The sequence below is a fragment of the Deferrisoma sp. genome, assembly GCF_054681715.1.
Window position 1 is genome coordinate 1 of record NZ_BAAHFQ010000012.1, and the last position, 26,537, is coordinate 26,537.

Sequence of the window (26,537 nt, forward strand, 5' to 3'; positions counted from 1 at the left end):
AGAGGCCCCAGGATGGCTACGCTCTATCCCTCTGCCGGACCACCTCGTAGAGCACCAGCGCCGTGGCCGTGGCGAGGTTCAGGCTGTCGGCCGCCCCGAACATGGGGATGCGCACCTTGAGGTCGGCGGCCTCGCGCCAGGCCGCCGAAAGCCCGTGGGCCTCGCTTCCCATGACCACGGCCACGGGCCCCGTCAGGTCGGCCGCGGTGTAGTCGAGAACGGCCTCGGGCGTGGCCGCCACCGTGCGGACGCCCCGCGCCCGGAGCCAGGCGATCACCTCCGGGGTCGGGGCCTCGGCGCAGGGCACCAGGAACCGGGTGCCCAGGCTCGCCCGGATCACGTTGGGGTTGTGGAGATCGGTGCCCTCCCCGCAGAGGATGAGGCCGTGGACCCCGGCGGCGTCGGCCGTGCGCAGGATCGCGCCCACGTTCCCCGGCTTCTCGGCCCCCTCCACCACCACGAGGAACGCCGGGTCGGGCGGGGCCAGCCGGCCGAGGCTGGTGTCGGCGTAGGGCACCACCAGGACGATCCCGCCGCTCCCCTCCCGGTAGGCGATCCGGGCGTAAGCCGCCTCCGACACCCGGAACACCGGCACCCCCGAGGTCTCGAGCCGCCCCAGGAGATCCCTCCCCTCGGGCCCCATCCGCCCCTCGCAGGCGTAGGCCTCCCGGGGCATCCAGCCCGCGTCGAGGCACCGGCGGACCTCCCGCAGGCCCTCCACCACGGTGAGCCGCTCCCGGTCCCGGTGCCGCCGGCTCGCCAGGAGCCGCGCCACGGCCTTGATGCGGGGGTTCTGGGGGCTCTGGATGAGCATGGCTAGGCGGCGGGCCGCCTGTTCCCGGCGTCTGGCGCGCCGACCCCCGACACCCACCGGCCGTAGGTGCCGCTCGGGAGCGGCCGGCCGGTCCGGTCGGTCACGAGCATCTCGCCCTTCTCGATCCGGTCGGGCCGGCGGGGTATCGCGGCCTCCAGGAGGTTCGCCAGGGTGGTGGGGGTGAACCCCGGGGTATGGCAGCTCAGGAGCACGAAGGCGGGCCCGGGCGCGAGGATCGCGGCGCAGGCCTCCAGGAGCTCGTACAGGTGCTCCTCGATCTTGAACACCTGGCCCTTGGGGCCCCGGCCGAAGGTGGGGGGATCGAGGACGATGCCCTGGTACCGGTTGCCCCGCCGGGCCTCCCGCCGGACAAACTTGAGCGCGTCGTCCACGATCCACCGGATGGGCCGGTCGGCCACCCCCGAAAGCCGCGCGTTCTCCCGGGCCCAGTCCACCACGCCCCGGGCCGCGTCCACGTGGACCACGGCCGCCCCGGCCTGGCTCGCGGCCAGGGTGGAACCGCCGGTGTAGGCGAAGAGGTTCAGGACCTTGGGGGACTCCGATCCCTCCATCGCCCGGAGGGTCCGGCGGAGCCAGTCCCAGTTCTCGGCCTGCTCGGGAAAGAGCCCTAGGTGGCCGAAGTCGGTGAGCCGGATCCAGAACCTGCTTCCCCCGTACGCGATGGCAAACTCCCGGGGCTCCCCGGTCCGCCACTCCCACCGGCCCCCGCCCTTGTCGCTTCGGTGATGCACCGCGTCGGCCCGGTCCCACTCGGCGGCCGGGAGCCGGGGCGGCCACAGGGCGGCCAGCCCCTGGCGCACCACGCGAAGCGGGCCCACCCGCTCCAGGCGGCGCTCGCCGCCGGTGTCGAGCAGCTCGTAGGTTTCTTCGGGGGGGGTGTCGGCTCGGGTCATGGTTTCGGTGGAATCGGGGCGCGCGGTTTTCGGGGAGCCTACGGGAAGGACGGCGCGGGGCGCAAGGCGGCGGGACGGGCCCGCCCGCTCAGTCGCGGCCGCGCCAGCTCTTCTTGCGGTGGAACTCCCAGGGGGGCACGGGGTCGTCGTCGCGCCACAGCCCCTTGCGGAACCGCCGGGCGCGCTCCTCGAGCTTCCCGAGTTCGGGGTCCTCGTCGTAGTCGGGGTCGGCCCAGGCGAGCCCCTCGGCCCCGAGCAGGCGGTTCAGGTTCTTCCCGCCGGGCAGAAGCACCACCCCGAGCGTGTGGCCGTAGCGGTTCCGGCCCTGGGCGATCACCCGGACCCGCTTGCCCATGGCCTTGGCCTGCACGAAGCTTCGGGCCCTTTTCTCGTACGGCTGGCCCTTCTCGGGGCTGTCCACCCCGGCCAGCACCACCCGGACGATCCGGCCCGAGTCTTTTTGGACCTTGATGGTGTCGCCCCGGATCACCCGGACCACCTTGCCCTCGAACTCGCCCCGCCACAGGCCGCAGCCGGCCGCGATGAGCGCGAGCGCCAAAAACAGTACCGCCGGCCCGTCCTTCCGGTGCCTCAACGTCAACGCCCTCCGTGTCACCCGCGGTCTCCTTCGGACCCCGCCCCCGCATACGATACGGCATCCGGCCCCGAGTTCTTGACCTCGGCCCGGGTCGCCGCCCACACGCCGGCCAGGATCAGGGCCGCGCCCCAGAGCATCGTACCGGAAAGGGGTTCCCCCAGGAACACCACCCCCGAGGCCACCCCGGCCAGGGGGATCCCGTAGATCAGGGTGTTCACGGCGGTGGTCCCGAGGGCCGGGATGGCGGCGTTCCAGAGGAGATAGCCCAGGGCCGAGCACAGGACCGAGAGGTACAGGAACGCGGCCCAACCGGCCGGAGAGGGCGCGGCCGCGGGGGGCGCCACCGCCCACTCCACGGCCGCCAGGGGAGCCAGGAACGCGGCACCGGTGAGCATGGCGGCCTGGGTCACCCACAGGTTGGGGTACCGCCGGCCCAGGCGGTCGGCCAGGAAGGTGTAGGCCACCCAGGAGCCCACCGCCCCGAACATGAGGCCGTCGCCCAGGGCGGTAGCGTCGGGACCCGCGTCGGCCCCCACGATCACCCCCACCCCGACGAGGGCCGTGGCGAGCCCCAGGAGCACCCGGGGCCGGGGCCGACGGCGGCGGCGCACGGCCTCGGCCAGCGCGGTGGCAAGCGGGATCGTGGCGATGATCAGGGCCCCGTGGCTCGCCGTGGTCCGGGCCAGGCCCAGGTTCTCGAAGGCGAAGTAGAGGGTCACCCCGGTGAGCCCGAGGCCGGCGGCGGACCACCGGTCGGCCGGCGCCAGGCGCACCCCCGCGCACCGGGCCCGGACGAAGGGCCAAAAGATCAGGCCGGCCAGGGCGAACCGCAGGAACGCCAGAAGAAGCGGGGGAAACTCCCGCACCGCCGCCCGGGTGGCCGCGTAGGACCCTCCCCACAGGAGGATCACCAGGCTCGCCGAGACCCAGTGGACCCACGGCCCGGGGCGCGCGCGAAGCCCGACGGCGGCGGGGTCGGCGCTCACGGGGTTCCCCCGGCCGGCCGGGCGCCGTCCACGAGGGGCAGGAGGTCCTCGGGCCGACGCAGGAGGCGGGCCGCGCCCGCGGCCCGAAGTTCGGCCTCGTCCCGGAACCCCCACAGGGCCCCCACCGGCACCATGCCCGCGGCCCGGGCGGTTTCCATGTCGGTGGCCGTGTCGCCGAGGTAGAGGCAGTCCTCCGGGCGAACCCCCAGGATCCGGGCGGCGCGGAGGGCCCCCGCCGGGTCGGGCTTCCGGGGCGTGTCGGGCCCCGCGCCGATCACGGCCCGAAACGGCCACCGGCCCAGAAGCGCGCGGACCATCTCCACGGCCGGCTCGTGGGGCTTGTTGGTCACGACGGCGAACGGGACCTCCCGGGCCACGAGCCCGTCCAGGAGTTCCGGAACCCCCGGGTACGGCCGGGTGGTCTCCAGGGATCGGCGCCGGTACTCGTCCCGGAGCGCGGCGAGCACCCGGGCCACCCCGTCCTCGGCCAGGTCCGGGGGAACGATCCGGCGCACCAGCATCTCCATGCCGTCACCCACGAACCGGCGGTAGGCCCCTTCGGGGTGCGGCGGGAACCCGAACCGCTCCAGCACGGCGTTGGCCGCCCGGGCGATGTCCCGCAGGCTGTCCAGAAGGGTACCGTCCAGGTCGAACACCACGCCGCGGTCCATCCTCGTCCTCCCCCGCCGGGCCCCAACGAGAACGGGGCGCCCGCGGGCGCCCCGTTCCCCGGTGGAATCCCGGACGGCTCCTAGTAGATGCCCAGGTAGTTGTCGAGTTCCCAGTCCGTGACGGCCGTGCGGAACTCATCCCACTCCTTGCGCTTGGCCTCCACGTACTTCTCGAAGATGTGGTCGCCCAGGGTGGCCCGGCTCAGGGGGTTCTTCTCGAACTCGTCCAGGGCCTCGGCGAGCGAGGCCGGCAGGCTCGGGATCCCGGCCGCGGCCTTCTCCTCCCCGGTCATGTCGAAGATGTTCGCGTCGGTGGAGGGCGGGCACTCGAGCCCGTTGCGCACCCCGTCGAGCCCGGCGTTGAGCATCATCGCGAAGGCCAGGTAGGGGTTGCAGGTGGGGTCGGGGCAGCGCACCTCCACCCGGGTGGACATGCCCCGGGCCGCCGGGATCCGCACCATGGCGCTTCGGTTCGAGGCCGACCAGGCCACGTACACCGGCGCCTCGTACCCGGGCACGAGCCGTTTGTAGGAGTTCACGAGCGGGTTCGTCACGGCCACGAAGCTCCGGGCGTTCTTGAGGATGCCGGCGATGTACTGCCGGGCCGTGGCCGAGAGCTGCAGCGGGGCCTCGGGGTCGAAAAAGGCGTTCGTCCCGTCGAGCCGGAACAGGGACTGGTTCGTATGCATGCCCGAGCCGTTGATGCCGAACACCGGCTTGGGCATGAACGTGGCGTGGAGCCCGTATTTGCGGGCGATGGTCTTCACCACCCACTTGAAGGTCACCACGTTGTCGGCGCAGGCGAGCGCGTCGGCGTACTTGAAGTTGATCTCGTGCTGGCCCTCGGCCACCTCGTGGTGGCTCGCCTCGATCTCGAACCCCATCTGCTCCAGGGTCTCGATGATCTCCCGGCGGCACTCGATGCCGTAGTCCTCGGGGTCCACGCTGAAGTACCCGGCCTTGTCGTGGGTCACCGTGGTGGGCTCGTCGTTTTCGAGGCTGAACAGGAAGAACTCGCACTCGGGCCCCACGTTCATGGTGAACCCGTCCCTCTTGGCCTCCTCCAGGACCCGGCGCAGGTTCACCCGGGGGCACCCCTCGAAGGGCGTCTCGCCGTCGGCCTTGTACACGTCGCAGATGATCCGGGCCGCGCCCCGGCCTTCCTTCTTCCGCCAGGGGAGCACCCGGAACGTGGAGTAGTCGGGCTTGAGGTACATGTCGGATTCGTTGATCCGCACGAACCCGTCGATGGAGGACCCGTCGAACATCATCTTGCCGTCGAGGGCCTTCTCGATCTGGCTCCGGGGGATCGCGACGTTCTTCATGAACCCGAAAATGTCCACGAACTGGAGCCGGAAGAAGTGGATGTTCTCGCGTTCGACGATCTCGAGGATCTCCTTCTTGGTCACCGGGGGCACTCCTCTCTTGTGGCGGAAAAATGGGCAACGGCGCGGGATCGTACCCCGCCGGGGCTCGAATCTCAAGGTGGGATCGGAAACCCCATCTCCACCCGCAGGCCCCCCTCGGGCCGGTTCGCGGCCGAGATCCGGCCGCCGTGGGCCTCCACGGCAGCGCGGGCGATGGCGAGCCCCAGGCCCGCCCCGCCGGACCCCCGCTCCCGGGCCCGCTCCACCCGCCGGAACGGCTCGAAGATGCGCTCGAGGTCCGCCTCGGGTACCCCGGGGCCGGCGTCGAGCACGGCCACCCGCGCCTCGGCGCCGTCCGCCCCCACCTCCACCCGGACCTCGCCGCCCGCCGGGGTGTGGCGCACGGCGTTTCGCACCACGTTCTCCAGGGCCCTTCGCAGGAGTTCCGGATCGCCCTCCACCACCGCCGGCCCCTCGGCGGAGACCCGCACCGCCCGGTCCGGGGCCTCGAACCGGGCGTCGGCCGCGACCGCCTCGGCAAGGCCGGCCAGGTCGAGGCGCTCCCGCCGGAGTTCGGGACCCGCGGTCTGGAGCCTGGAGAGCGTGAGGACCTCGCCGATCAGGTGGTCCAGGCGGCCGATCTCCCGCTCGGCCCGGTCGAGGCTCGGCAGGGCCGCGGGGCCGGCGTCGTCCCGGGCCAGCTCCAGGGCCACCCGGAGTCGGGCCAGGGGCGAACGCAGCTCGTGGGACACGTCGCGCAGGAGGGTCCGGTGGGCGGCCAGGAGGGCCTCGAGCCGTTCGGCCATCCGGTCGAAGTCCCGTCCCAGGTCGGCGATCTCGTCCCGCCGCCGGCCGAGCCGGGGCCCAACCCGCACCCCGAGGTTTCCCGCCGCGAGCTCCCGGGTCGCCTCCCGGATCGCCCGCACCGGCGCGGCGAGGTAGCGGGCGAGCCCGAAGCAAACGAGGCCCGCCACCACGAACATGAGGGCGAGCCGCTGGCCCAGGGTGTCGAGCCGGACCCAGCGCCACAGGGGATGGGGCGGCGTGAACCGGGCCACGAGCACCGTGGGGCCGGGGGCCATCCAGGCCCGGAGCCCGAGACGGCGGGCCATGCCCCGCATCCGATGCCCCCGGAGCTGGGCCTCGGCAACGCGAAGGACCTCGGCGGTGGGCTCCTCGGGCCCGATCCAGGCCCCGCCGGGCCGGAACAGGTAGAGCGCGGCGCCCACCCGCCGCCCCAGGGCCTCCAGGCGCTCGGCCGCGGCGTCGGGGCCGGCCTCGTCCCACAGGGTCAGCACCTCGGGCACCCGGGGCAGGAGCACCTCGTGGGGCATGGGGGGCGGCGGCCGCGTAAGGGCGATGGCCGCGATGCCCGCCCCGATCAGGATCATCGCGAGCCAGAACGCGACGAAGATCTTGAGGAACAACCGGCCGCCGGTCATGGCCCCCTCCGCCCCGGCAGCGCGTACAGATAGCCCACCCCGCGCACGGTGCGGATCCGCTCCGTTCCGTCCGGGGCCGGGCCGAGTTTCCGGCGCAGGCTGCTCACATGCACGTCCACGCTCCGGTCGAAGGCCATGAGCGGCCGGCCCAGGCCCTGCCGGGCCAGCTCGTCGCGGCTCACCGGCCGGCCCGCCTGCCGGAGCAGCACCTCCAGAAGCGAAAACTCGGCCGAGGTCAGGTCCACCGGCTCGCCGGCCCGGAGGGCCGTGCGGGTGCCGGGGTCGAGTTCCAGGTCCCCCGCCCGGACCACCTCGGGTTCGCGGCCGGCCCGCGCGCGGCGCCCCACGGCCCGGATCCGCGCCAGGAGTTCCCGGGGATTGAAGGGCTTGGGCAGGTAGTCGTCGGCCCCGAGCTCGAGGCCCACGATCCGGTCCACGTCGTCGCCCCGGGCCGTGAGCATGATCACGGGCACGTCGCTCGTCTTCCGGAGTTCCCGGAGCACCTCGAACCCGTCGAGCCCCGGGAGCATCACGTCCAGGACCACCAGGTCGAACGCCCCGGCCCGCGCCCGATCGAGCCCCGCGGGGCCGTCGGGCGCCGTCTCCACCCCGAACCCCTCCCGGCCCAGGTACTCCTGGAGGAGCTCGCAAAGCTCCGCGTCGTCGTCCACCACCAGGATCTTGCGCTCGTCCATCCGATCACCTCCCGGGGCACGATTCTACCCGCCCCCGGGGCCGCGCACCTCCCCCGTTTACCGTTCTTTACGGTTTGCCCGAACGTCTTCACCCCCCTTTTCGGGCCGGCGCGCTATGCTTCCCTTCGTCGGCCGACCCAACCCCGTTTCCCACGAAGGAGGCAGCCATGAACACGCGACGCACACACCGTTGGATCCCGTTCTTGACCCTGGGGGCCGCCCTGCTCCTCGCCGCGGTCCCGGCCTGGGCCGGCGGGGGCCGCCGGGGCGGGCCCCCCGACCCGGACCGCCAGCTCACCCACCTCACGCGGTACCTGGACCTCACCGAGGACCAGCAGGCCGAGGTCCGGAAGATCCTGGAGGGGGCGCACCAGAAGCGCCAGGAGATCTGGGACAAGGAGGAGGGCTGCCGGGCCGAGGTACGAGACGAGATGGAGGCCCTGCGCGAGGATACCCACGAGCGGATCGCGACCGTGCTGACCGACGAGCAGCGCGAGGCCTGGAAGGACCTCCTGGAGGACTTCGGCCCGGGCCGCCGCCACCGCGGCCCCGGCCCGCGCTGGTAGAGCCGCACGCGCCCCCCGGCCCGCTGCCGGGGGGCCGCTTCATCCCGTCGGGAACGAGATGCGAAACGTTGATCCCTCGCCCTTCCGGCTCTCCACCTGCACGTCTGCCCCGTGGATCCGGGCGATCTCCCGGACGATGGCGAGGCCCAGCCCGGAGCCCCCGTCGGTCCGGGACCGCGAGGGGTCCACCCGGTAGAAGCGCTCGAAGATCTTTTCTCGGTGCTCGGGGGGGATACCCGGGCCCGTGTCGGAAACCGCCACGGAAGGGTCCGGACCGCCGTGCGCCTCCACCCGGACGCGCCCGCCGCTCGGCGTGTACCGTACCGCATTGTCCACCAGGTTCGACACGGCTTCCTCGAGGAGTCCCGGGTCCCCCCGGACCCACACCGGGCCCTCGGCCCGGACCTCGAGGTCCACACCCTTGGCCTGCGCCGCCGCCCGGTGAAGGGCCGCGGCCTCTGAGGCCACGCACGCCAGATCGACCTCGCCCCACCCCCCCGGAAGCACCCCGTTCTGCAGCCGGGACAGGCGCAGCAGGTCCTCCACCATGGCGGCGAGCTTTCGCACCCGGCACAGCACCCGCTCGAGCGATCCCCGCAGTTCCTCCGGCGGGCGGGGCCGGCGCAGCGCCACCTCGCACTCGGTCTGCACCGCGGCCAGGGGCGAGCGCAGCTCGTGGGCGGCGTCCGCGGAGAACCGTTTCTGCCGCTCGTAGGCCGCCCCAAGGCGCTCCAGGGCGCGGTTCAGGGCCCGGACCAGGCCACGGATCTCCTGGACCACCGCCTCCTCGGGCAGGCGCGCCGAAGGGTCCTCGGGCCCGATCTCGTCCGCCCGGCGGGACAACGCCTCCAGCGGTCGGAGGGCCCGGGAGACGATCCAGACCGGCAGGAGCACCAGGGCCACGAACAGGCCGCCGAACCCGACGAAAAGACGCCGTCGGAGCCGGGAAAGGGCCTGCTCCACCGGTTTCGCGGCCCGCCCCACCGCCACCCAAAGGGTTTGGGGTTCCGGCTCGGGAAGCGGCTCCCCAGGATGCGCCTCTTGCCACTCCTCCACGTCCTCCGGGTCGCGCTCGGGTTCCCGGACCACCGGCAGGATCGCCACGCGAAATCCGGACGGCCCGTCCGTCACCCGCGGCCCGTCGCTCCCGGCGGGGGGCCCCACCGCCGGGGCCTGCGGGGAGCGGGCGACCACCTGTCCGTCTTCCCCCAAGATCACGTAAAAGAAGTCCGGACTCGGCGTGGAGAGTTCCGGAAGGGTCAGATCCTCCGGGTCGAAGGCCGGTGTCCCGTCGACCTCCACTTCGACCCCGGCCGCCAGGGCCCGCGCCGATGCCAGCAGCCCGCGGTCGAACGAGGCCAGGAGATCCCGCCGGGTGGACGCGTGGATGCCGGCCGCGGTCACGAGGAGGGCCAGCGCGGTCAGGGGGAGAAGCGGGGCGAGGACCCGCGCCCGGATCGAGGTCATTCCGGCGTCTCCGGAATGCGAAACCCCACGCCTCTGACCGTCTCGATGACCCGCTCACCGCCCGCTGCCTTGAGCTTTCGCCGTAGGTTCGCCACGTGGGCGTCGAGCACGTTGGATTCGGCGTCGAATGCGTGATCGTACACCTGGAGGCTCAGGCGGGTGCGGGACAGGGTTTTTCCCTTCTGCAGCAGGAGAGCTTGGAGGATCTGGAACTCCTTCGGGGTGAGGGAGAGTTCCCGCTCTGCCCAGAACGCCCGGTGGGCCTCCATGTCCAGGCGCAGACGCCCCCAGGTCAACACGTCTTGCTCCACGCCGTGGGTTCTCCGGAGCACGGCGCGGACCCGCGCGAGCAACTCCTCGAACCGAAACGGCTTGGGCAGGTAGTCGTCCCCGCCGAGGCGAAGCCCCCGGATCCGGTCCTCCACGTCACCGCGGGCGGTGAGGAACACCACCGGAACTCGGTTTCCCTCGCCCCGCAACGTTTCAAGCACCCGGAAGCCGTCCATGCCGGGGAGCATGAGGTCGAGTACCACGAGGTCGTGCTCGCCCATGCGGGCCAGGCACAGGCCGTCCTCCCCGTCGAAGGCCTGGTCCACGGCGAACCCCTCCTCCCGGAACCCGCGGGTCAGCGCGTTGGAGAGATCCACATCGTCTTCCACGATCAGGAGCCGCACGGTCACCTCCGCGGTGTTTCACCATCCCCGTACACGAACGGGAGCCTTCCCCCACGCGCGGGGGAAGGCTCCCACAGGTTTCAACGGAACGGCAACCGTCACGGCGCCAGCGAGATCAACTCCACGGTTTCATCGGCGGTGAGGGCTTCTTCCTTCACCACCCCCACGCCGGGGGCATACCACTTGTACTCCAACACGTCCGGCTCCAGGGGGTTCCAGTCCAGGGTCTGCACGCAGCCCGTGTAGGTGGTGCCGTCGTCGAGTTCCACCGTCACCCCCGTGGCCACCACGTAGGCCATGTCCTCGGCTTCGCCCTCGTAGTACTCCTGATAGTACGAGGTGCCGGCCGCCGGGGACGCGAGCATCAGGTAACCCGGTTCGGCGCCGTCCACGCCCGCCTCCCAGGAGCCCTCGCTATCCGTCGCGATCACGTTCCCATCGTCGTCGTACTCGTAGTTCATCACGTCCTCGCCCATGTACCACACGTTGCCGGCGTCGTCCTGGGCGTACCAGTCGTGGGTGTCCTCCACCAAGAGATCCTCCGGGCCCAGGGGCAGCCCGTCTCCTAAATAAACCCGGTCACGCACGACCCGACACTCGATCCCGTTGACCGTGCGGGTTTCGTCGAGCACCTCCACCACGGTGGTCTCCACCCCGTCCTCGGTCTCGGCCGTGTAGGTCCAGGTCGTGCCGGGAACCAGGGGAAAGAAAGCGTTGTCCACGTCCGTCGGGGTCGTGAAGGTCGCCGCGGCGAAGTCCGGCACCCGGTCCGCCCCCTGGTGGAACAGCCCCCGGAGCTCCACCAGTTCGCCGGCCTCTTCTTCTTTCACCACCCCCACGCCGGGGCAGTAATACTTGTGGGCGTCGGAGTTTTCCTCCAGCGGGTTCCACTCGAGGGTCTGCACGCAGCCCGTGTAGGTGGTGCCGTCGTCGAGTTCCACGGTCCCATCCACGGCCTCGACCTTGGCCATGTCCTCCGCGACCCCCTCCAGGTATTCCTGGCGGTAGGAGTCGCCCACCGCGGGTTGCGCCTTGAACAGGATCCCGGGCTCGGCCCCGTCCACGCCGGCCTCCCAGGCCCCCTCGTCGTCGGTGGCCACGACGTTCCCTTCGTCGTCGTAGTCGTAGTTGGTCACCGCTTCCCCGAGGTACCAGACGTTCCCGTCTGCATCCTGGGCGTACCAGTCGTAGGTGTCCTCCATCAGTAGGCCGTCGAGGAACACCCGGTCGTGCACCACCCGGCACTCCACGCCGGCCACCGTGCGGGTTTCCTCCAGCACCTCGACCACGTCCGTTTCCACGCCGTCTTCCGTTTCGTTCGTGTACGTCCAGGTGGTTCCGGGTTCCAGGGGGAAGAACTCGTTCGTGACGCTCGCCGAATCCGCCCCGAAGCGCGCTGCGGTGAACGCGGGCTCCGGTGGGTCGCTCGGTCCACCGCCCGACGAACTGCTTCCGCATCCGCCCAACGCTACCGCCACCAGGAGAGCCAACGCCGTTCCGACACCATGCCTCATGAGTCACCTCCTTTCCCGATCGAGGGCCAAAGAAAGGGCGCCGGGCCCGGGGGCCAGGAGGCAACCCCCGGGACCCCGGCGAGGGAGGCCTCGGGAGGGGCCCCCGGTTTCCCTACCGACGCAGGCTACCGGGGTGGGCGTGAAGAAAGCCTGAACGGCGTATGAAGATTTCGTGAAGGACTCCCGGCGGCGGGTTTGGTGGCATCAAACGCGCGGGATACTTGCGTTTTTTGGAACGAGCTGGTACAGTCCGCGAACCTGCCGGACGTTTCGCCCCGGCTTCAAGACCGGGGCGTTTTTGCATTCCCGCCCCATTCGCCAACCATCGTGGCACCGCGGCCGGGAGGGGCTCGCCGCGGACGCACCGCTGTGCCGTTGCGTCCGCGGGCTGCACGGTGCCCCGCCGAAGGAGAGCTGCGCATGGATCACCATCACAGCCACACGATCACCGAGATCATCGAGCGGGCCGCCGCCCGGGCCCGGGCCGAGACTTCCAACGAGCCCGAACCGGGGCTCACGAAGCGGGTGAAATGGCCGGTCACCTGCACCGTGGGCCCCGGGCTCGAGGGGGCCATCGCGTGCGAGACCAAGGTGGGGTACGTCAACGGCGCCAAGGGCTGGCTCGTGTACCGGGGCTACGACATCTTCGACCTGGCGGCCTACTCCAACTTCGAGGAGGTGTGCTACCTGCTGCTCCATGGGGAGCTTCCCTCGGCCGAGGAGTTCCGGGCGTTTCGGAACCGGTTGGTGGAGTACCGGTGGGTCACGAAGACGCTGCGGATGCTCATGGGGTTTCCGATCGAGGACATGCACCCCATGGCGGCCCTGCGACTCGGGGTGAACCTGATGCGCCAGGAGTTCACCTACGCCGACTCCCGGGAGCGCCACCCGGTCAAGGGCGACATCATCGGGTCGGACGAGGACTCGATCCCCATGGAAACGAAGCCCCGGGGGGAGACCCACGCGATCTACGAGTTCAAGCGGCGCAGCCGGGCCCGGCGGCTCCGGGACGCCCAGCAGATGGACGACGCCGGCACGATCCAGTCGGCCTACCACCTGATCGCCGGCTTGGCCACGCTGGCCGCGGCCATCTCCCGGGTCCACCAGGGCCTCATGCCCCTGGATCCCGACCCGGAGCTCAGCCACGCCGCGAACCTGCTCTACATGATGACCGGCCGGCGACCTACCCCGCTCGAGGAGCGGGTCATGGACGTGTGCCTCATCCTCCACGCGGACCACGGCATGAACGCGAGCACCTTCGCCTCCATGGTGGTGGCCTCGACGCTCGCCGACATCTACCTGGCCGTGGGCTCGGGCGTGGCGGCCCTTCAGGGGCCGCTCCACGGCGGGGCCAACGAGCAGGTGATCTACATGCTCGAGGAGATCCGGGAGCGTGGGGATGTGGCCGGCTGGGTCGAGGAGAAACTCGCGGCTAAGGGCCGGATCATGGGGTTCGGCCACCGCGTGTACAAGGCCTACGACCCCCGGGCCCGGGTACTGGGCCCCCTGGCCGAGGCCCTGGCCCGGGGCAAGCCCAACGTGGAGCCGCTCTTTCGCGTGGCCCAGGACCTCGAGCGGGAGGTGCTCAGCCGGTTCGGAAACGCGAAGAAGATCTTTCCCAACGTGGACTTCTACTCCGGCCTCGTCTACCGCAGTCTCGGGATCGAGCCGGAGATGTTCACCCCGCTTTTCGCCGTGAGCCGGGTGGCGGGCTGGACGGCCCGGGTTCTGGAGTACCTCCAGAACAACCGGATCTTCCGGCCCCGGGCCATCTACGTGGGCGAGTTCCACAAGGGGTTTCCCGCGCCCGAGGAACGGGGGTTCTAAACGTATGCAAAGTGCGGCGGTGGGGCTGGGGGTTCCGACGAAACGCGACGGCCGAGCAACTCGGGCCGCCCGGCGCCAGGGGAGCGGCTGCGGCGCGCGCACTCACGCGCCGCAGCGGACCGCGCCGAGGCGGCCCCTGCGAGGCCGTTCAGCGAAGGAGGGGCCCCAAGCTCCACCCCGTGGGAATACCACGAGATCCCGGGAACACCTCACCAGGGGCGGGGCCCCTCCGTTCTGCCCCTACACCCCGAGCATCTCCAGGAACGCCTCGATGCGGGTGGCGAGCTGGCCCGTGTCCTGGGAGTAGTCGGTTTCGAGCCGCAGCACCCGGTGGCCGCGGTCCGGAAGCTCCCGGGCCATGCGCAGGGCCTCCACGGCGTAGGGGGTGCAGAACGAGAGGTTGTAGTGGACCACGCCGTCGGCCCGGAGCTCCCGGGCCATCCGGTCCACGGTGTCGGGCCGCTCCTCGTTGGGGGTGAAGCAGGCGCACTCGATCCGGAGCTGGCGGTCGGCGATGGCCTCGAGGAGCTCCTCCCGGTCCGCCGGGTCCTCGTCCACGAGATCCCGGAAATTCCTCGCGCCCACGCACGACTCCTCCCCCACCACCACGGCGCCCTTCGCCTCGATGAGGGCCGGGACCTTCCAGTTGGGGATCGCCATGGGCGAGCCGGAAACGAGGATCCGGGGTGCGCCCTTCGGCCGGACCCCCTCCCCCCGGGCCACCCGATCCTCGAGCTCGTCGCACAGCTCGTTCACCTTCTGGGTGAACCGCACCGGGTCGTCGTAGAAGGAGATCTGGTTCACCAGGAGGGCGTCGAGGCCCGAGATCGGGGCCGGGTCCGCCGCCCGCAGGGCCGCGAGCCGCCCCAGTGCCCGGCGCTTTTCGTTCACGATCCGCACCCCTTCCCGGAGGTTCTCGGCCGTGACCTCCACCCCCGTGAGCTCCTCCATCCGGGCCACGAAACGGTCGAGCTCGGCCCGCCACAGGGCCCTGGCCGAGGGCCGCTTCGTGTGGGGGAGCTCCATCACGTGCACCGGGGCGTCCACGGGCAGGACCTCGTAGGCCTTCTTCTTGCCGTCGCAGGTGGTCTCCCCCACCACGAGGTCGGCGAGCTCGATGTAGGGGCACAGCCGGGCCAGCTTGAACCCGAACACGCTCTTGATCAGGGGGCAGGTGGCCTGGGGCAGATACTGCTCGGCCAGGTCGGAGCCCACGTCGGCGCCCCCGCACAGCCCGATCATGGCACTCCCGGTGGCCACCACGACCTCCTCGGGCACGTACACGCAGAAGGTGGCCACCACCTTGCCACCCCGGGCCCGGAGATCGTGGAGCTCCTTCACCCGGAGCCCGTGGATCTCGCTCACCACGAAGTCAAAGTACCCCATGGCCCGGGGCCGGTTGGGCTGGGAGAGAAAGATCTGCTCGTAGGCCTGGCCTAGAAAGGCCAGCAGCCCGTCGTGGGCCTCCAGGTTGAGGCCGAGGTCTTGCCAAAGCCGCGCGTAGTCTTTGGTTTCCACGATTCTCCCTCCTTCTTGGGGCTACGGGCGGAGTGTACCGGCCGGAGATGTTCCACGAAAAATTGGAAAATCGAATCTGATTGCCCCGGACCATTCGGGGTTTCGATCCCGGGCCCCTCGGCCTTGACACCCGGGGGTCCCTTTCCGACCCTGGAGAGGCAGTCCCACCATCGGAGGATCCATGCCCGCCCGCTCGTCATCCTTACTGCCTCCCGCTGCCCCCCCTGGGGTCGCCGTGCTCGTGGTGGATCCCGATCTTCGGGTCGTGGCCTGCCACGGAGGGGCGACGGCCGGAGAGAGCCCGCGCGGGATCAGCCGTTTGCCGGAGGCCCTGGTGACCGCGGTTCGGAGGGCGCTGGGGGATTCATCCCCTCAAACGGTGCGGATCGGGGATTGGTCGGGGGTGGCGGTGCCCCTTCCGGCCGAAGCGGGGCCGTCCGGGGCCGTGGTGGCCCTGGCTCCGGTGGATCGGCCCGACACCGCGCGCCAACTGCAGACGATTTTCGACGCCAGCCACGACGGACTTTGGATCATCGACGGTGAGGGGGTCATCCGGAACCTCAACCGGGCGGCCGAACGCCTCAACGGGGTGACGGCCCGGGAGGTGGTGGGCCGAAACATCGACGAACTGTTGGCCGAGGGGGTGATCGACGTGTCCGTGACCCGGGCGGTGCTGGCCCAGGGAACGAGCGTGAGCATGATACAGACGGCCCGCCGCACGGGCCGACAGCTCATCGTGACCGGCACCCCGGTCCTCGGGCCCAACGGGGCGCTGGATTACGTGGTGGTGAACGACCGGGACGTCACGGAGACCAGCGAACTCGCGCTCCAGCTCGAAGAGGTGCGCCGGACCAACGAACGGCTTCGGGACGAAATGGCGGCCTTGAGCCTCAAGGAGGCCCGGGAGCGGGGCCTCGTGGCCGAGAGTGCCCAGATGCGGGAGGTGCTCCGGGTAGCCCTTCGCCTGGCGCGCAAGGATGTGACCAATATCCTGCTCCTAGGGGAGTCGGGCACGGGCAAGGGCGTGCTCGCACGGTTCATTCACAGCGAAAGCCCGCGGGCCGGGCAACCCTTCGTTCAGATCAACTGCGCGGCCCTGCCCGAGTCTTTGCTGGAGGCGGAGCTTTTCGGCTACGAGAAGGGGGCGTTCACGGGAGCGGCCGACGAGGGCAAACCGGGTCTGCTCGAGGTGGCTGACGGCGGCACCGTGTTTCTGGACGAGATTGGCGATATGCCGTTTTCGATCCAGGCGAAGATCCTCAAATACCTAGACGATCACGAGATCCGCCGGTTGGGAAGTACCCGGGTGCGCCGTTCCCGGTGCTCGGTGATCGCGGCCACGAACCAGGACCTGGGGCAGCTCGTCCGGCAACGGCGGTTCCGCCACGACCTGTTCTACCGTTTGAACACGTTCACACTGCGACTGCCCCCCCTGCGGGAGCGCAGGGCCGACGTGGTGCCCCTAGCCCTGCACTTCCTGGATCGGTACGGGGTGCAGTTCGGGGTGCGGAAGCGGCTGGGGGCCAGAGCGTTGCGGTGGTTGGGTGAATATCCGTTTCCGGGAAACGTCCGGGAGCTCGAGGGGATGATCAAAAACGCGGTGGTGATGTGCGAGGAGGAAACGATCGACGGCTACCTGGTGCGGGGCTCAGGCTCCCCCCCTCCCCCGTCCGAGCGGCCGCGGACGCTCGCCGAGCAGGTGGCGGCCGCGGAGCGGGACGCCCTGCTCCAAGCCGCGGCCGAGTGCCGCAACACCCGGGAGATGGCGGCCCGATTGGGGATCAGCCAACCCACGGTGGTCCGAAAGCTCCGACGTCACGGCATCCCGGCGCCCGGTTCCCCTCCGGACTGATACATTTCTGCATCTCTACTCCTTCTCGATAAATAAAGCTATCGAGGCATAGCGCGGCCCTTTGATTCACGTCTGCATCTTTCAAACCCGCCCACCCCGCGCATCTTGATACACGAACGCATCACCGCCCCCCCTTCCAAGGGGTCCGCCTTTTCAATACCTTGTTTCTTCTTCACTTTTGGCACGACCCACGGGTCGGCACGCCCCTTGCTATCGCGAGGCGTCAAGCTTCCGTCTGCCCAAGATCCAAGGAGGTTTCGATGCCCCAGACGAACCAGGACCTCATGGAACGCAGAAAAAACGCCGTTCCCCAAGGCCCGTTTAATGTAACCGACCGCTTCGCCGTCCGCGCCCGGGGGGCCCGCGTCACGGACGCCGACGGCAACGAGTACATCGACTTTGCGGGGGGAATCGGGGTCGTGGGAACCGCCCACGGGCACCCGGCCGTGCTCGAGGCCGTGCGAGCCCAGATGGAGAGGTTCGTCCACACCTGCTTCCACGTGATGCCCTACGAGCCCTATGTTCGCCTGGCCGAGGAACTCAACCGTCGGACCCCGGGCACCCACGCCAAGAAGACCTTTTTCTGTAACAGCGGCGCCGAGGCCGTGGAGAACGCCGTGAAGGTGGCTCGGGCGTTCACGGGCCGGCCGGCGGTCATCTGCTTCGAGAACGCGTTCCACGGCCGCACGCTGCTGGGCATGAGCCTCACCAGCAAGATCGTCCCCTATAAGAAGGGCTTCGGGCCCTTCGCCCCCGAGGTCTACCGGATCCCCTACGCCTACTGCTACCGGTGCGCCTTCGGAGCGGAAGGGCCCGAGACCTGCGGTCTGGAGTGCGCCGAGAACCTCCGGCGGTTGTTCATCACCGGGGTGGATCCGGACGCCGTGGCCGCCATCGTCATGGAGCCGATCCTCGGCGAAGGGGGATTCGTCGTCCCGCCTTCGGCGTTCGTGACCCGCGTGGCCGAGATCTGCCGGGAACACGGGATCGTGGTGGTGGCCGACGAGGTGCAGACCGGGTTCGGCCGCACGGGCACCCTCTTCGCCTCGGAGCAGTTTGGCCTCGTGCCCGACGTCCTGACCACGGCCAAGGCCATGGCCTCCGGTTTCCCACTGAGCGGGGTGACCGGCAGGGCCGAGATCCTCGACGCTCCTCCGGTGGGGGGGCTCGGCGGCACCTATGGCGGGAATCCCCTGTCCTGCGCGGCGGCCCTGGCGACCCTGGAAGTCATAGACCGGGAGGACCTGTGCGGCCGGGCGCGGGCCCTCGGGGAGAAAATCCGGAGCCGCTTTCTGGGGATGAAGGAAACGCTCTCCTGCGTGGGCGACGTGCGCGGGCTCGGGGCCATGATGGCAATCGAATTGGTCACGGACCGCAAGACCAAGGAACCGGCGGCGGAACTGACCCAGGCCCTCGGCCGCTTCGCCTTGGAACGGGGCGTGATCACGATCAAGGCGGGCTCGTACGGCAACGTGGTGCGGCTGCTCCCACCCCTGTGCATCGATGAGGACGACCTGGATCGGGGCCTGGACGTCCTCGAGGAGGGGTTGAGGACCCTGAGTTCTTAGCCGGGGCGGACCCGACGCGGGCCGGAGAAGCGCCCCCCAACCACCACCCGCCGCCTCACGGCGGCTCCAGCGGGAAGAGGAGGAGAAGCGATGAGAAAGGGTTTAGCACTCGCGGTAGCCGGTCTACTTTTCGCCTTGCCGGTCCGAGCCGAACAGGCGCGGGACTACTTCAAGATCGGGGTTATCACCTCCCTGTCCGGCGATCTGGCCACCGGCGGGAACGTCACGAAACGTGGGTACGACCTGTGGGCCAAGGCCGTCAACGAGGCGGGCGGCATCGAGATCGGGGGCAACCGCTACGGCGTGAAGCTCTTCTACGCCGACGCCCAGTCCGAGCCCTCCCAGGGGGCGAGCGGCGCCGAGCGCCTCGCCACCCAGGAGAAGGTGGACTTCGTCCTGGGCCCCTACTCCTCGGGCGTCACGCTGGCCGTCGCGCCGGTGCTCGAAAAGTACAAGATTCCGATGATCACGGGCTCGGCAGAGTCTCCCCTGATCTGGCGGCAGAAGTTCGCCTATACCTTCGGGACGATCCCCCCGGTGAACTACACCGGGGCCCACCCCATCGGGGCCCTGGCGAACCTCGAGCCCAGGCCCAAGACGGCCATCGTCCTGGGCTCGAACGACGCCTTTTCCAAGGCCACCGCAGAAGCCTTTCAAAAGGCGGCCGAGGAACGCGGCATCAAGGTGCTCAAGTACAACATCGTCCCGAGTGGTCAGGACCTGATTCCCCTTCTCTCCGCCGCCAAGGTGATGCGGCCCGACCTGGTCGCCTTCGGCGGTCACGACGAAGAGCTGATCAACCTGGTCAAGGCGCTCCGCCAGATCAACTACGCGCCGAAAGCCCTCCTCATGCACTACGGGGTGACCGAGCCCGCGTTCGTGGAGGCGCTCGGCAAGGACGCCGAAGAGGTCTTCGGCGCCTCGGTCTGGACTCCCTCGCTCCCCACCCGCGGGGAACTCCTGTGGTCGGACGCCAGGGCGTACGCCGAGGCCGCCGAGAAGGAGTTCGGGGTTCCGGCAGACTACACCCAGGCCGGGTGCTCGGCCGCCGGCATCGCGTTCCAGGCGGCCGTGGCGAAGGCCGGGGTGACGCCGCCCCTGGACGAGGCCGAACGCGACGCCCTGCGCCGGGCCCTGGAGGGCCTCGTCGTGGAAACCTTCTACGGCAAAATCGACTTCGCCGACGAGGGGGAGTACTACCATGCTAACGTGGGGCTGGAGCCCCTGATGGTGCAGATCCAGGGCGGCAAACCCGTGATCGTGGCGCCGGCCGAGTTCGCAGAGGCGAAGCCCCGGTACCCGATGACCCCCTGGAGCGAACGCTAGTCTCGCGTAACGGCCGGGAGCCCCCGGCTCCCGGCCCGCAGCGGTGGAGGAATCCGTGCTCTGGCAACTGCTTCCCCAGGCCGTGCTGGACGGCCTGCTCATCGGCGGCATCTACATCACCGTGGCTCTCGGGTTTTCCCTGGCCTTTGGGGTCATGCACATCATCGACTTCGCGGTGGGCGAGTGGATCATGCTCGGGGCGTTCCTGGGGTACTACCTGCAAGGGTGGACGGGAGTCGATCCGCTGTGGCTCCTGCCCGTCGTGTTCGCGGCGTTTACGGCCGTGGGGTACGCCATCCAGCCCGTGATCTACCGCGCGGTCAGCGGCCGGCGCGGGAACCCCGTGCTCATGGGGCTCGTGTTCACCTTCGGGTTGATGCTCGCCATCCGGGGGGCGGGTCTCACGGTGTTCGGGTTTTTCAGCCATTCGATTCCATCGGCCCTGGCCCAGAAGTCCCTGTTCCTCGAGACCGGAAGCCTGTTCGTCACCATTCCGGCGATCCGGCTTTTCGGGTTCGGCTACGCCCTCGTAGTGATGATCGTGCTCCACTGGCTTTTGAAGCACACGAACTTCGGCCTGGCCGTGCGTGCGCTGGCCCAGCACCGCGACGCGGCAGGACTCATGGGAATCAACGCCAGGAGAATCAGTTCTTGGGTCTACGGACTCCACGTCGGAGTGAGCGCCATGACCGGCGTAGTGATCGGGTCGATCTTCTCCATCAGCGCCCAGATGGGCGGCGACTACACGATTCTCGCCTTCTTCGTCGTGGTGCTGGCGGGCATGGGCTACCTGGCCGGGGTGCCGTGGGCCGCCTTTCTCCTTGGCCTGGTTCAGTCCCTGTTCCTCATCTACGGCAATCCCAGCTACACGCTGCTCGCCGTGTTCGGGCTGCTCTACCTGATCCTTCTCATCTCGCCCAAGGGGCTGTTCGCGAAGGGAGTGTGAGGAATGGGCCGTTCGAAAGCCCTATGGGCCGGGATCGCCGCGGTCGGGTTCGCCGCCTTTCCCTTGTTCGTCCAGGACACCTTCGCGTTGCGGGTCGTCACCGAGGCCATGATGTGGATCGGCCTCGCGATAGCCTGGGACGTTCTGGGGGGATACACCGGATACCTCAATTTCGGCCACGGCGCATTTTTCGGCGTCGGAGCCTACACCACGGCGATTCTCATGATGCGGGCCCATTGGCCGTTCGCCGCGGCCCTGGGAGCCGGAGGGGTCGTGGCGGGGATCGCCGCCGTGATCGCCGGCCTTCCGACCCTGCGGCTTAAGGGCGCGTATTTCGCCATCGCCACCTGGGCCCTGTCACGGGCCGTCCAACAGTTGGCCCTGGTCCTGGATTTCACGGGGGGGCCGGACGGAATGCGCCTGCCGCCGTTTCTCCACCCCGTGTTTTTCTACTACCTCATGTGGGCGGCCGTGGCGGTCATCTTCACCACGCTTTGGATCCTGTTGGAGCGCTCGGCGTTCGGCCTGAAATTGCAGGCCATCCGCGAGGACGAGGAGGGCGCCATGGCCATCGGCCTCAGGCCCACGGTCATCAAGGTCCAAGCCTTCGTGCTCTCCACGGTTCCGGCCGGGATTCTGGGGGGCATCTACGCGTATTGGATCACGTTCATCGATCCCGCATCGGTGCTGGGCGACCTCGTGACCGACCAATCGGTCGTGATGGCCGTGTTCGGGGGCCTGGGGACCCTCGTGGGCCCGGCCATCGGGGCGGTCCTGGTGTACGCGTTCAAGACCTTTTTCTGGGCGTACCTTTCGGACTACCAGGTGCTCTATCTGATCATCCTCGGTGTGGTGATCGCCTTGAGCGTCGTGTTCCTGCCCGACGGCCTCGTCGGACTCCTGTCCCAGCGGAAACGAGACGTCGGGAGCCCGGGAATCGAGAGCCCGCCCAGCGAAGAAACGGCCCGGGAGGTGGCCCCGTGAATCAGCCCATCCTGCAGGTGGACCACGTGTCAATGGCCTTTGGAGGGCTCCGCGCCCTCGACGACGTGACCTTCTCCCTGGCTCCTGGCGAGATCGTGGGCCTGATTGGCCCAAACGGCGCCGGGAAGACGACCCTGTTCAATGTGGTGAGCGGGTACTGCCGTCCCACCGAGGGGAAGGTGCTATTGGAGGGTACCGATGTGACGGGGCGCAAACCGTTCCATCTGGCCAGGATGGGCGTGGGCCGCACGTTCCAGATCGTCAAGCCGTTCGCCGGGCTTTCGGTGCTCGAGAATGTCACGGTGGCCTGCCTGCTCCACCATCGCACCAGGCGACTCGCCGAGCGCAAGGCTTGGGAAATCCTTGAACTCACGGGGCTTGCCCACCGGGCCCGCCACCCGGCTTCCGGCCTGACCCTGGCGGGCCGGAAGCGTCTGGAGATCGCCAAGGCGCTCAGCTTGGAACCCCGACTCCTGCTGCTGGACGAGGTGGTCGCCGGGCTGAACCCCACCGAGGCCGACAAGACGATCGAGCTGATCCTCGACGTGCACCGCAGGGGCGTCACGATCCTCATCGTCGAACACATCATGCGGGTGATCATGAACATCAGCCACCGGGTGGTAGTGCTCAACTACGGCGCCAAGATCGCAGAGGGCCCGCCGGAGCAGGTTGCCAAGGACCCCGAGGTCATTTCGGCCTACCTAGGGGAGGCCGCCGCATGAGTGAACTCGTTCTCGAACACGTGTCGGCAGGATACGGGGACGTGCAAGCCCTCTGGGACGTGTCCCTTTCGGTGAAGACCGGGCGGTTGGTGACCCTGTTGGGCGCCAACGGCGCGGGGAAGACGACCACCCTCCGCACCATCTGCGGACTCGTCAAGCCGTGGAAGGGGCGGGTTCGGTACGACGGGCGGGCCCTGGACGAGCTCGAGGTGCACCAGGTGGCGGATCTCGGAATCACGCTCGTACCCGAGGGACGCCAACTCTTCCCCCAGATGACGGTCGAAGAGAACCTGCTGGTGGGCTCCTACCTTCCGAGGACGCGCCCCAACCGGAAAAGGAACTTGGAGAGGGTGTACGAACTCTTTCCCCGCCTGGCGGAACGCCGGTCGCAGCGAGCCGAGACGTTGTCGGGCGGAGAGCAGCAGATGCTGGCCATCGGCCGGGGCCTCATGCAGGAACCCAGGATCATCATGTTCGACGAGCCGAGTCTGGGGCTGGCACCGATCCTCGTGCAGGAGATCTTTGGTATCATCCAGGAACTCCACCGCCAGGGCCTCACGATCTTCCTGGTGGAGCAAAACGTCCATCATGCCCTTCGCGTGGCCGACTACTGCTACGTGATCGAAAACGGGCGCGTCGTGCGCGAAGGCACCCCGACCGAACTGGAGGCCGACCCCGCGATCCGCCAGGCTTACCTGGGGCTTTGACACAAACGGAGGTTCGCCATGCACGGGTTTTACGGCCGCGTTCTCGTTGCCGACGCCACCCGCCGCGCCTGCCGGGCCGAGGAGGTGCCCGAGGAGGTGCTCCGGGGGTACTGGGGGGGCAAAGGGCTCGGGGTGTGGCTCCTGGAACGCCACGGGTTGGTGGGGGTGGACCCCCTGGCCCCCGAGAACCCGCTCATCGTGCTGGCCGGGCCGGTGGCGGGAACCCCGGTGCCGGGGTCCTGCCGCCACGCCCTCGTGACGAAGAGCCCCCAGACCGGGTTCTTCTCGGAGTCGTACTCCGGCGGGAAGCTCGCCGAGAAGATCGCCCGGTGCGGATTCGACGCCGTGGTGGTGCTGGGCCGGGCCGACGGCCCCGTGGTGCTCGAGGTGGGGGACGGCGAGGCCCGGTTCCACGACGCCGAAGACCTCTGGGGCGCCGACACCTACGCCGCCGAGGAGGCCCTAGTCGAACGGTTCGGGGGACCCGGCCGGGCCGGGGCCTGCGTGATCGGCCCGGCCGGGGAAAACGGGGTGGTCCTCTCCATCGTGGCCAACGACAGATGGCGGTGCGCCGGCCGCACCGGGGCCGGGGCGGTCATGGGCTCGAAGCGGCTGAAGGGCATCGTGTTCCACGGAACCCGGGCGAAATCCGTGGCCGACCCCGAGGGGCTCAAGGCCTTCGCGCGCCGGGTGACGGCCGAGCACCGGGAAAGCCCCACGGCCCAGACCTACCGGAACTACGGCACCCCCAACATGGTGGCGCTTCTCAACACGGTGGGGGCGTTCCCGGCGCGGTACTGGCACAAGGGCCGGTGGGACCGGTCGGCCGAGATCTCGGCCGACGCGCTCCTTTCCCGGTGCGAGGTGAAGCCGAGGGCCTGCGCCCGGTGCTTCCTCGCCTGCGGGAAACTGAGCCGGGTCAAGGAGGGCCCCTACGCGGGGCTCGTGATCGAGGGGCCCGAATACGAGACCATCTACGCCTTCGGGGGGCTTTGCGAGATCGCCCCGATCGAGGCGGTGGCCCACCTGAACGACCTGTGCGACCGGCTCGGGCTCGACACGATCAGCGCCGGGAACCTGGTGGCCTTCGCCATGGAGGCCTCCGAGCGGGGGGCCATCCCTGAGCGGATCCCCTTCGGCGACGTGGGGGCGGCCGAACGGCTCCTCGGCCAGATCGCCCGGCGCGAGGGCCTCGGCGAGGTGCTATCCCGGGGGATCCGGGCCGCGGCCCGGGAGTGGGGCCTGGAGGACGTGGCGATCCACGTGAAGGGGCTCGAGCCGGCCGGGTACGACCCGCGGGTACTCCAGGGCATGGGGCTTGCGTACGCCACCTCGGACCGGGGCGCGTGCCACCTGCGCACCACCTTCTATAAGGCCGAACTCTCGGGCCAGATCGCCCCGGACCAGGTGGAGGGCAAGGCCGCCTTGCTGGTGGACTACGAGGACCGCCTGGCCCTCATGGACGCGCTGGTGCTCTGCCGGTTCTACCGGGACTTTTACGGGTGGGAGTTGCTCGGGGAGATCGCCCGGCTCGTGCTGGGGGTGGACGGCACGAGGGAGACCCTGGAGGCCACGGCCCGCCGGATCGCCGACGCCGTGCGGCGGTTCAACCTGCGGGAGGGGCTGACCGCGGAGGACGACGGGCTCCCTCCGCGGTTCTTCGACGAGCCCCTGCCCGAAACCGGGGCGGCCCTCCGGCGGGAGGATTTCGAGCGGATGCGGCGGGAGTACTACGAACGCCGGGGCTGGGACCCGGCGGGAAGACCGCGGTAGAGGCCCTGCCGGGCCCCCGCGGGGCCCGGCAGCCCAGGGCAATCGAAGAAGGGGTGTCACGAGGGCTTGGCGGCCACGCGTCCACGCGGACAGCCCTACGCCGCCAGGAACACGGCGATCACGCCTGAGAGGAACACCCCGTCGAAGGTGCCCGCCCCGCCGATGGACGCGATGGGCGCCCCGAGCCGGGCGATTTTCGGCAGATTGAGGAGGTCGGCCCCCAGCAGACAGCCCAGGGTGCCGGCCACGTAGGCGGCCGGGCCGGCCTCGGCCGGGCTGAACACCAGCGCCGCGATGGCCGCGGCGGCCGGCGGCACCAGAAGGGGCACGGCGATCCCGAACCCGGGCACGGGCCGGGCGAACCGGTGCACGACCCAGGTGACGGCCAGCGTGGCGGCCAGGTACCCCAGGGGCGAGCCGGCCCGGCCCAGGAGGTAGAGGGACACCAGGGTCGGGATCACGGCCCCGCCCAGGTTCACGGCCAGGATGGTCTCGCGCCGGGGGGCGATGACCGGCATCCGGAACCGGAACCCCAGGGCCAGGAGATCCAGCTCCGCCGGCTGGGGAGGCCCCTGGATCCGGCGTACCGGGATGTTGACGCCGCTTCCCAGGAGGCTCCCGAGGAGCACCAGGGGAACGGCCTGGGGCGGGAGGCCCAGCTTCGCGAAGGCCGCGCCGATGAGCCCCACCTGCACCAGGGCCAAAACGAAAAGCCCCAGGAAGAAGAGAGCGAGGGCGAAGACCAGGGCCAGGGGGAAGAAGATCATCCGACCGCCCTCTTCCAAAGCTCGGCCAGGGCCTCGGCCACGGCCCCGGGCGCCTCCAGGATCACCATGTGCCCGGCCCCGGGAACCAGGCGGAGGCCCGCGCGGGGAATCGCTTCGGCGAGCTCCCGGGAGAGCTCCGGCGGGGTCATGACGTCCCGGTCCCCGCACACCACGGCCGTCGGCACGGCGATCCGGCCCAGCGCCTCGGGCGAGAGCCCGTAGCGGCGGCAGGCCTCGAAATCGTTCCACAGCACCCCGGGGCCTGCGGCGGCCAGGGTGGCGGCCGCCTCCTTCCACACCCCCTCGGGCGTGCCCTTGGGGTAGCACCACCGGGCGATCCGATCCACCGTCACCTCGAAGGCCGTGCGGATGCCCTCGAGAATCGCCGGGTTGACCCCGAGCCGGGCCCCGGTGGCCACCGCGCCCAGCCCCAGCACGGCCGGATCCCCCGACGCCCCGAGCGTCAGGGCCACGGCCCCGCCCAGGGAATGCCCGGCCACCACCCAGGCCGCGAGCCCCCCCTCCCGCAGCCCCCGGGCCACGGCGTCCGCCAGTCCCTCCACGGTCCACTCCGGCGGCGGCGCGGAGCCGCCGTGTCCGGGCAGGTCCACGGCCAGGGCGGGAACGCCCCGGGCGCGCAGCTCCCGCCACACCGGGAGCCACAGCCCGTGGTGCCCCCCGGCGCCGTGGAGCAGCACGAGGGCCCGGCCGTGCGGGTCCGGGTCCCCGATCCAGTGGAGCGGGCGCGCGGGTTGGGAACGCATGGGGCCTCCTTTTCGTTCGGCGGTCCTCCGGCGGTGGGGCTCCCCCCGCCAGCCTACCCGCCTCGGGAAAAACCG

General features: G+C 70.2%; 24 protein-coding genes. 10 read left to right on the forward strand and 14 right to left on the reverse strand.

All coding sequences use genetic code 11. The features are described from left to right. Positions 1-16 precede the first annotated feature (16 nt). The 8 genes from ACY0I8_RS03310 to ACY0I8_RS03345 all read right to left on the reverse strand — a co-directional run bounded on the left by ACY0I8_RS03310 (position 17) and on the right by ACY0I8_RS03345 (position 7,487). A complete protein-coding gene (locus ACY0I8_RS03310) occupies positions 17-814 on the reverse strand; it encodes a TrmH family RNA methyltransferase (RefSeq protein WP_461393572.1) in 798 nt (265 codons plus the stop codon). A 2-nt stretch (positions 815-816) separates the two neighbouring features. Continuing rightward, the gene (locus ACY0I8_RS03315) at positions 817-1,728 is read right to left on the reverse strand and encodes a class I SAM-dependent methyltransferase (protein WP_461393573.1); all 912 of its coding nucleotides are present in this window, start codon (positions 1,726-1,728) and stop codon (positions 817-819) included. A gap of 88 nt (positions 1,729-1,816) precedes the next feature. Beyond that, positions 1,817-2,323 carry a thermonuclease family protein gene (locus ACY0I8_RS03320; RefSeq protein WP_461393574.1) on the reverse strand — a complete coding sequence of 169 codons (507 nt, stop codon included), beginning with the start codon at positions 2,321-2,323 and terminating at the stop codon, positions 1,817-1,819. Positions 2,324-2,340: 17 nt separating this feature from the next. Beyond that, complete coding sequence (locus ACY0I8_RS03325; RefSeq protein WP_461393575.1) at positions 2,341-3,312, reverse strand: DMT family transporter; 972 nt, start codon at positions 3,310-3,312, stop codon at positions 2,341-2,343. Continuing rightward, positions 3,309-3,983, reverse strand: coding sequence for an HAD family hydrolase (locus ACY0I8_RS03330; RefSeq protein ID WP_461393576.1), 675 nt, complete (start codon positions 3,981-3,983; stop codon positions 3,309-3,311). Before ACY0I8_RS03330 ends, ACY0I8_RS03325 begins: the two co-directional genes overlap by 4 nt. Positions 3,984-4,063: 80 nt before the next feature. Then, a complete protein-coding gene (gene glnA, locus ACY0I8_RS03335) occupies positions 4,064-5,401 on the reverse strand; it encodes a type I glutamate--ammonia ligase (RefSeq protein ID WP_461393577.1) in 1,338 nt (445 codons plus the stop codon). A gap of 62 nt (positions 5,402-5,463) precedes the next feature. After that, positions 5,464-6,792 (reverse strand): sensor histidine kinase, encoded by a 1,329-nt coding sequence (locus ACY0I8_RS03340; protein WP_461393578.1) that lies wholly within the window; start codon positions 6,790-6,792, stop codon positions 5,464-5,466. Then, positions 6,789-7,487: a response regulator gene (locus ACY0I8_RS03345; protein WP_461393579.1), complete on the reverse strand. Its 699-nt coding sequence runs from the start codon at positions 7,485-7,487 to the stop codon at positions 6,789-6,791. The genes ACY0I8_RS03340 and ACY0I8_RS03345 overlap by 4 nt, the downstream gene beginning before the upstream one ends. Before the next feature lie 167 nt (positions 7,488-7,654). Here ACY0I8_RS03345 and ACY0I8_RS03350 point away from each other — a divergent pair, with 167 nt between their 5' ends. Then, positions 7,655-8,053, forward strand: coding sequence for a periplasmic heavy metal sensor (locus ACY0I8_RS03350; protein WP_461393580.1), 399 nt, complete (start codon positions 7,655-7,657; stop codon positions 8,051-8,053). 39 nt (positions 8,054-8,092) lie between these two features. Here the strand turns inward: ACY0I8_RS03350 and ACY0I8_RS03355 are convergent, their stop codons facing one another. The 3 genes from ACY0I8_RS03355 to ACY0I8_RS03365 all read right to left on the reverse strand — a co-directional run bounded on the left by ACY0I8_RS03355 (position 8,093) and on the right by ACY0I8_RS03365 (position 11,495). Next, positions 8,093-9,520 carry an ATP-binding protein gene (locus tag ACY0I8_RS03355; protein ID WP_461393581.1) on the reverse strand — a complete coding sequence of 476 codons (1,428 nt, stop codon included), beginning with the start codon at positions 9,518-9,520 and terminating at the stop codon, positions 8,093-8,095. Further along, the gene (locus ACY0I8_RS03360) at positions 9,517-10,194 is read right to left on the reverse strand and encodes a response regulator transcription factor (RefSeq protein ID WP_461393582.1); all 678 of its coding nucleotides are present in this window, start codon (positions 10,192-10,194) and stop codon (positions 9,517-9,519) included. The genes ACY0I8_RS03355 and ACY0I8_RS03360 overlap by 4 nt, the downstream gene beginning before the upstream one ends. Positions 10,195-10,292: 98 nt before the next feature. Continuing rightward, positions 10,293-11,495, reverse strand: a complete 1,203-nt coding sequence (locus tag ACY0I8_RS03365; protein ID WP_461393583.1) for a hypothetical protein — start codon at positions 11,493-11,495, stop codon at positions 10,293-10,295. Between the two features lie 633 nt (positions 11,496-12,128). On the opposite strand from ACY0I8_RS03365, the gene ACY0I8_RS03370 reads away from it, so the two are divergent. Continuing rightward, positions 12,129-13,535 (forward strand): citrate/2-methylcitrate synthase, encoded by a 1,407-nt coding sequence (locus ACY0I8_RS03370; RefSeq protein ID WP_461393584.1) that lies wholly within the window; start codon positions 12,129-12,131, stop codon positions 13,533-13,535. 240 nt (positions 13,536-13,775) lie between these two features. On the opposite strand, the gene ACY0I8_RS03375 is transcribed toward ACY0I8_RS03370, so the two are convergent. Continuing rightward, a complete protein-coding gene (locus ACY0I8_RS03375) occupies positions 13,776-15,053 on the reverse strand; it encodes a double-cubane-cluster-containing anaerobic reductase (RefSeq protein ID WP_461393585.1) in 1,278 nt (425 codons plus the stop codon). A 334-nt stretch (positions 15,054-15,387) separates the two neighbouring features. Between ACY0I8_RS03375 and ACY0I8_RS03380 the strand changes: the two genes are divergently transcribed. From ACY0I8_RS03380 to ACY0I8_RS03415, 8 genes are all read left to right on the forward strand, one after another. Further along, positions 15,388-16,905 (forward strand): sigma-54 interaction domain-containing protein, encoded by a 1,518-nt coding sequence (locus ACY0I8_RS03380; RefSeq protein WP_461393586.1) that lies wholly within the window; start codon positions 15,388-15,390, stop codon positions 16,903-16,905. A gap of 260 nt (positions 16,906-17,165) precedes the next feature. Beyond that, a complete protein-coding gene (gabT, locus tag ACY0I8_RS03385; protein ID WP_461393587.1) occupies positions 17,166-18,473 on the forward strand; it encodes a 4-aminobutyrate--2-oxoglutarate transaminase in 1,308 nt (435 codons plus the stop codon). A gap of 90 nt (positions 18,474-18,563) precedes the next feature. Then, a complete protein-coding gene (locus tag ACY0I8_RS03390; protein WP_461393588.1) occupies positions 18,564-19,799 on the forward strand; it encodes an amino acid ABC transporter substrate-binding protein in 1,236 nt (411 codons plus the stop codon). Between the two features lie 55 nt (positions 19,800-19,854). Further along, the gene (locus ACY0I8_RS03395; RefSeq protein WP_461393589.1) at positions 19,855-20,745 is read left to right on the forward strand and encodes a branched-chain amino acid ABC transporter permease; all 891 of its coding nucleotides are present in this window, start codon (positions 19,855-19,857) and stop codon (positions 20,743-20,745) included. A 3-nt stretch (positions 20,746-20,748) separates the two neighbouring features. Further along, complete coding sequence (locus ACY0I8_RS03400) at positions 20,749-21,729, forward strand: branched-chain amino acid ABC transporter permease (RefSeq protein WP_461393590.1); 981 nt, start codon at positions 20,749-20,751, stop codon at positions 21,727-21,729. After that, a complete protein-coding gene (locus ACY0I8_RS03405) occupies positions 21,726-22,451 on the forward strand; it encodes an ABC transporter ATP-binding protein (RefSeq protein ID WP_461393591.1) in 726 nt (241 codons plus the stop codon). The genes ACY0I8_RS03400 and ACY0I8_RS03405 overlap by 4 nt, the downstream gene beginning before the upstream one ends. Next, positions 22,448-23,158 carry an ABC transporter ATP-binding protein gene (locus tag ACY0I8_RS03410; RefSeq protein ID WP_461393592.1) on the forward strand — a complete coding sequence of 237 codons (711 nt, stop codon included), beginning with the start codon at positions 22,448-22,450 and terminating at the stop codon, positions 23,156-23,158. Before ACY0I8_RS03405 ends, ACY0I8_RS03410 begins: the two co-directional genes overlap by 4 nt. Before the next feature lie 18 nt (positions 23,159-23,176). Next, a complete protein-coding gene (locus tag ACY0I8_RS03415) occupies positions 23,177-24,931 on the forward strand; it encodes an aldehyde ferredoxin oxidoreductase family protein (protein ID WP_461393593.1) in 1,755 nt (584 codons plus the stop codon). 95 nt (positions 24,932-25,026) lie between these two features. On the opposite strand, the gene ACY0I8_RS03420 is transcribed toward ACY0I8_RS03415, so the two are convergent. Further along, a complete protein-coding gene (locus tag ACY0I8_RS03420) occupies positions 25,027-25,698 on the reverse strand; it encodes a DUF1614 domain-containing protein (RefSeq protein WP_461393594.1) in 672 nt (223 codons plus the stop codon). Then, positions 25,695-26,462, reverse strand: a complete 768-nt coding sequence (locus ACY0I8_RS03425) for an alpha/beta fold hydrolase (protein WP_459942512.1) — start codon at positions 26,460-26,462, stop codon at positions 25,695-25,697. The genes ACY0I8_RS03420 and ACY0I8_RS03425 overlap by 4 nt, the downstream gene beginning before the upstream one ends. Positions 26,463-26,537 lie beyond the last annotated feature (75 nt).

Bases quoted from the DNA above. Each gene is read 5' to 3' on its own strand.
- ACY0I8_RS03310 (WP_461393572.1), bottom strand. From the start codon at position 814: ATGCTCATCCAGAGCCCCCAGAACCCCCGCATCAAGGCCGTGGCGCGG.
- ACY0I8_RS03315 (WP_461393573.1), bottom strand. From the start codon at position 1,728: ATGACCCGAGCCGACACCCCCCCCGAAGAAACCTACGAGCTGCTCGAC.
- ACY0I8_RS03330 (WP_461393576.1), bottom strand. From the start codon at position 3,983: ATGGACCGCGGCGTGGTGTTCGACCTGGACGGTACCCTTCTGGACAGC.
- ACY0I8_RS03340 (WP_461393578.1), bottom strand. From the start codon at position 6,792: ATGACCGGCGGCCGGTTGTTCCTCAAGATCTTCGTCGCGTTCTGGCTC.
- ACY0I8_RS03345 (WP_461393579.1), bottom strand. From the start codon at position 7,487: ATGGACGAGCGCAAGATCCTGGTGGTGGACGACGACGCGGAGCTTTGC.
- ACY0I8_RS03350 (WP_461393580.1), top strand. From the start codon at position 7,655: ATGAACACGCGACGCACACACCGTTGGATCCCGTTCTTGACCCTGGGG.
- ACY0I8_RS03355 (WP_461393581.1), bottom strand. From the start codon at position 9,520: ATGACCTCGATCCGGGCGCGGGTCCTCGCCCCGCTTCTCCCCCTGACC.
- ACY0I8_RS03370 (WP_461393584.1), top strand. From the start codon at position 12,129: ATGGATCACCATCACAGCCACACGATCACCGAGATCATCGAGCGGGCC.
- gabT (WP_461393587.1), top strand. From the start codon at position 17,166: ATGCCCCAGACGAACCAGGACCTCATGGAACGCAGAAAAAACGCCGTT.
- ACY0I8_RS03390 (WP_461393588.1), top strand. From the start codon at position 18,564: ATGAGAAAGGGTTTAGCACTCGCGGTAGCCGGTCTACTTTTCGCCTTG.
- ACY0I8_RS03400 (WP_461393590.1), top strand. From the start codon at position 20,749: ATGGGCCGTTCGAAAGCCCTATGGGCCGGGATCGCCGCGGTCGGGTTC.
- ACY0I8_RS03410 (WP_461393592.1), top strand. From the start codon at position 22,448: ATGAGTGAACTCGTTCTCGAACACGTGTCGGCAGGATACGGGGACGTG.
- ACY0I8_RS03415 (WP_461393593.1), top strand. From the start codon at position 23,177: ATGCACGGGTTTTACGGCCGCGTTCTCGTTGCCGACGCCACCCGCCGC.
- ACY0I8_RS03420 (WP_461393594.1), bottom strand. From the start codon at position 25,698: ATGATCTTCTTCCCCCTGGCCCTGGTCTTCGCCCTCGCTCTCTTCTTC.
- ACY0I8_RS03425 (WP_459942512.1), bottom strand. From the start codon at position 26,462: ATGCGTTCCCAACCCGCGCGCCCGCTCCACTGGATCGGGGACCCGGAC.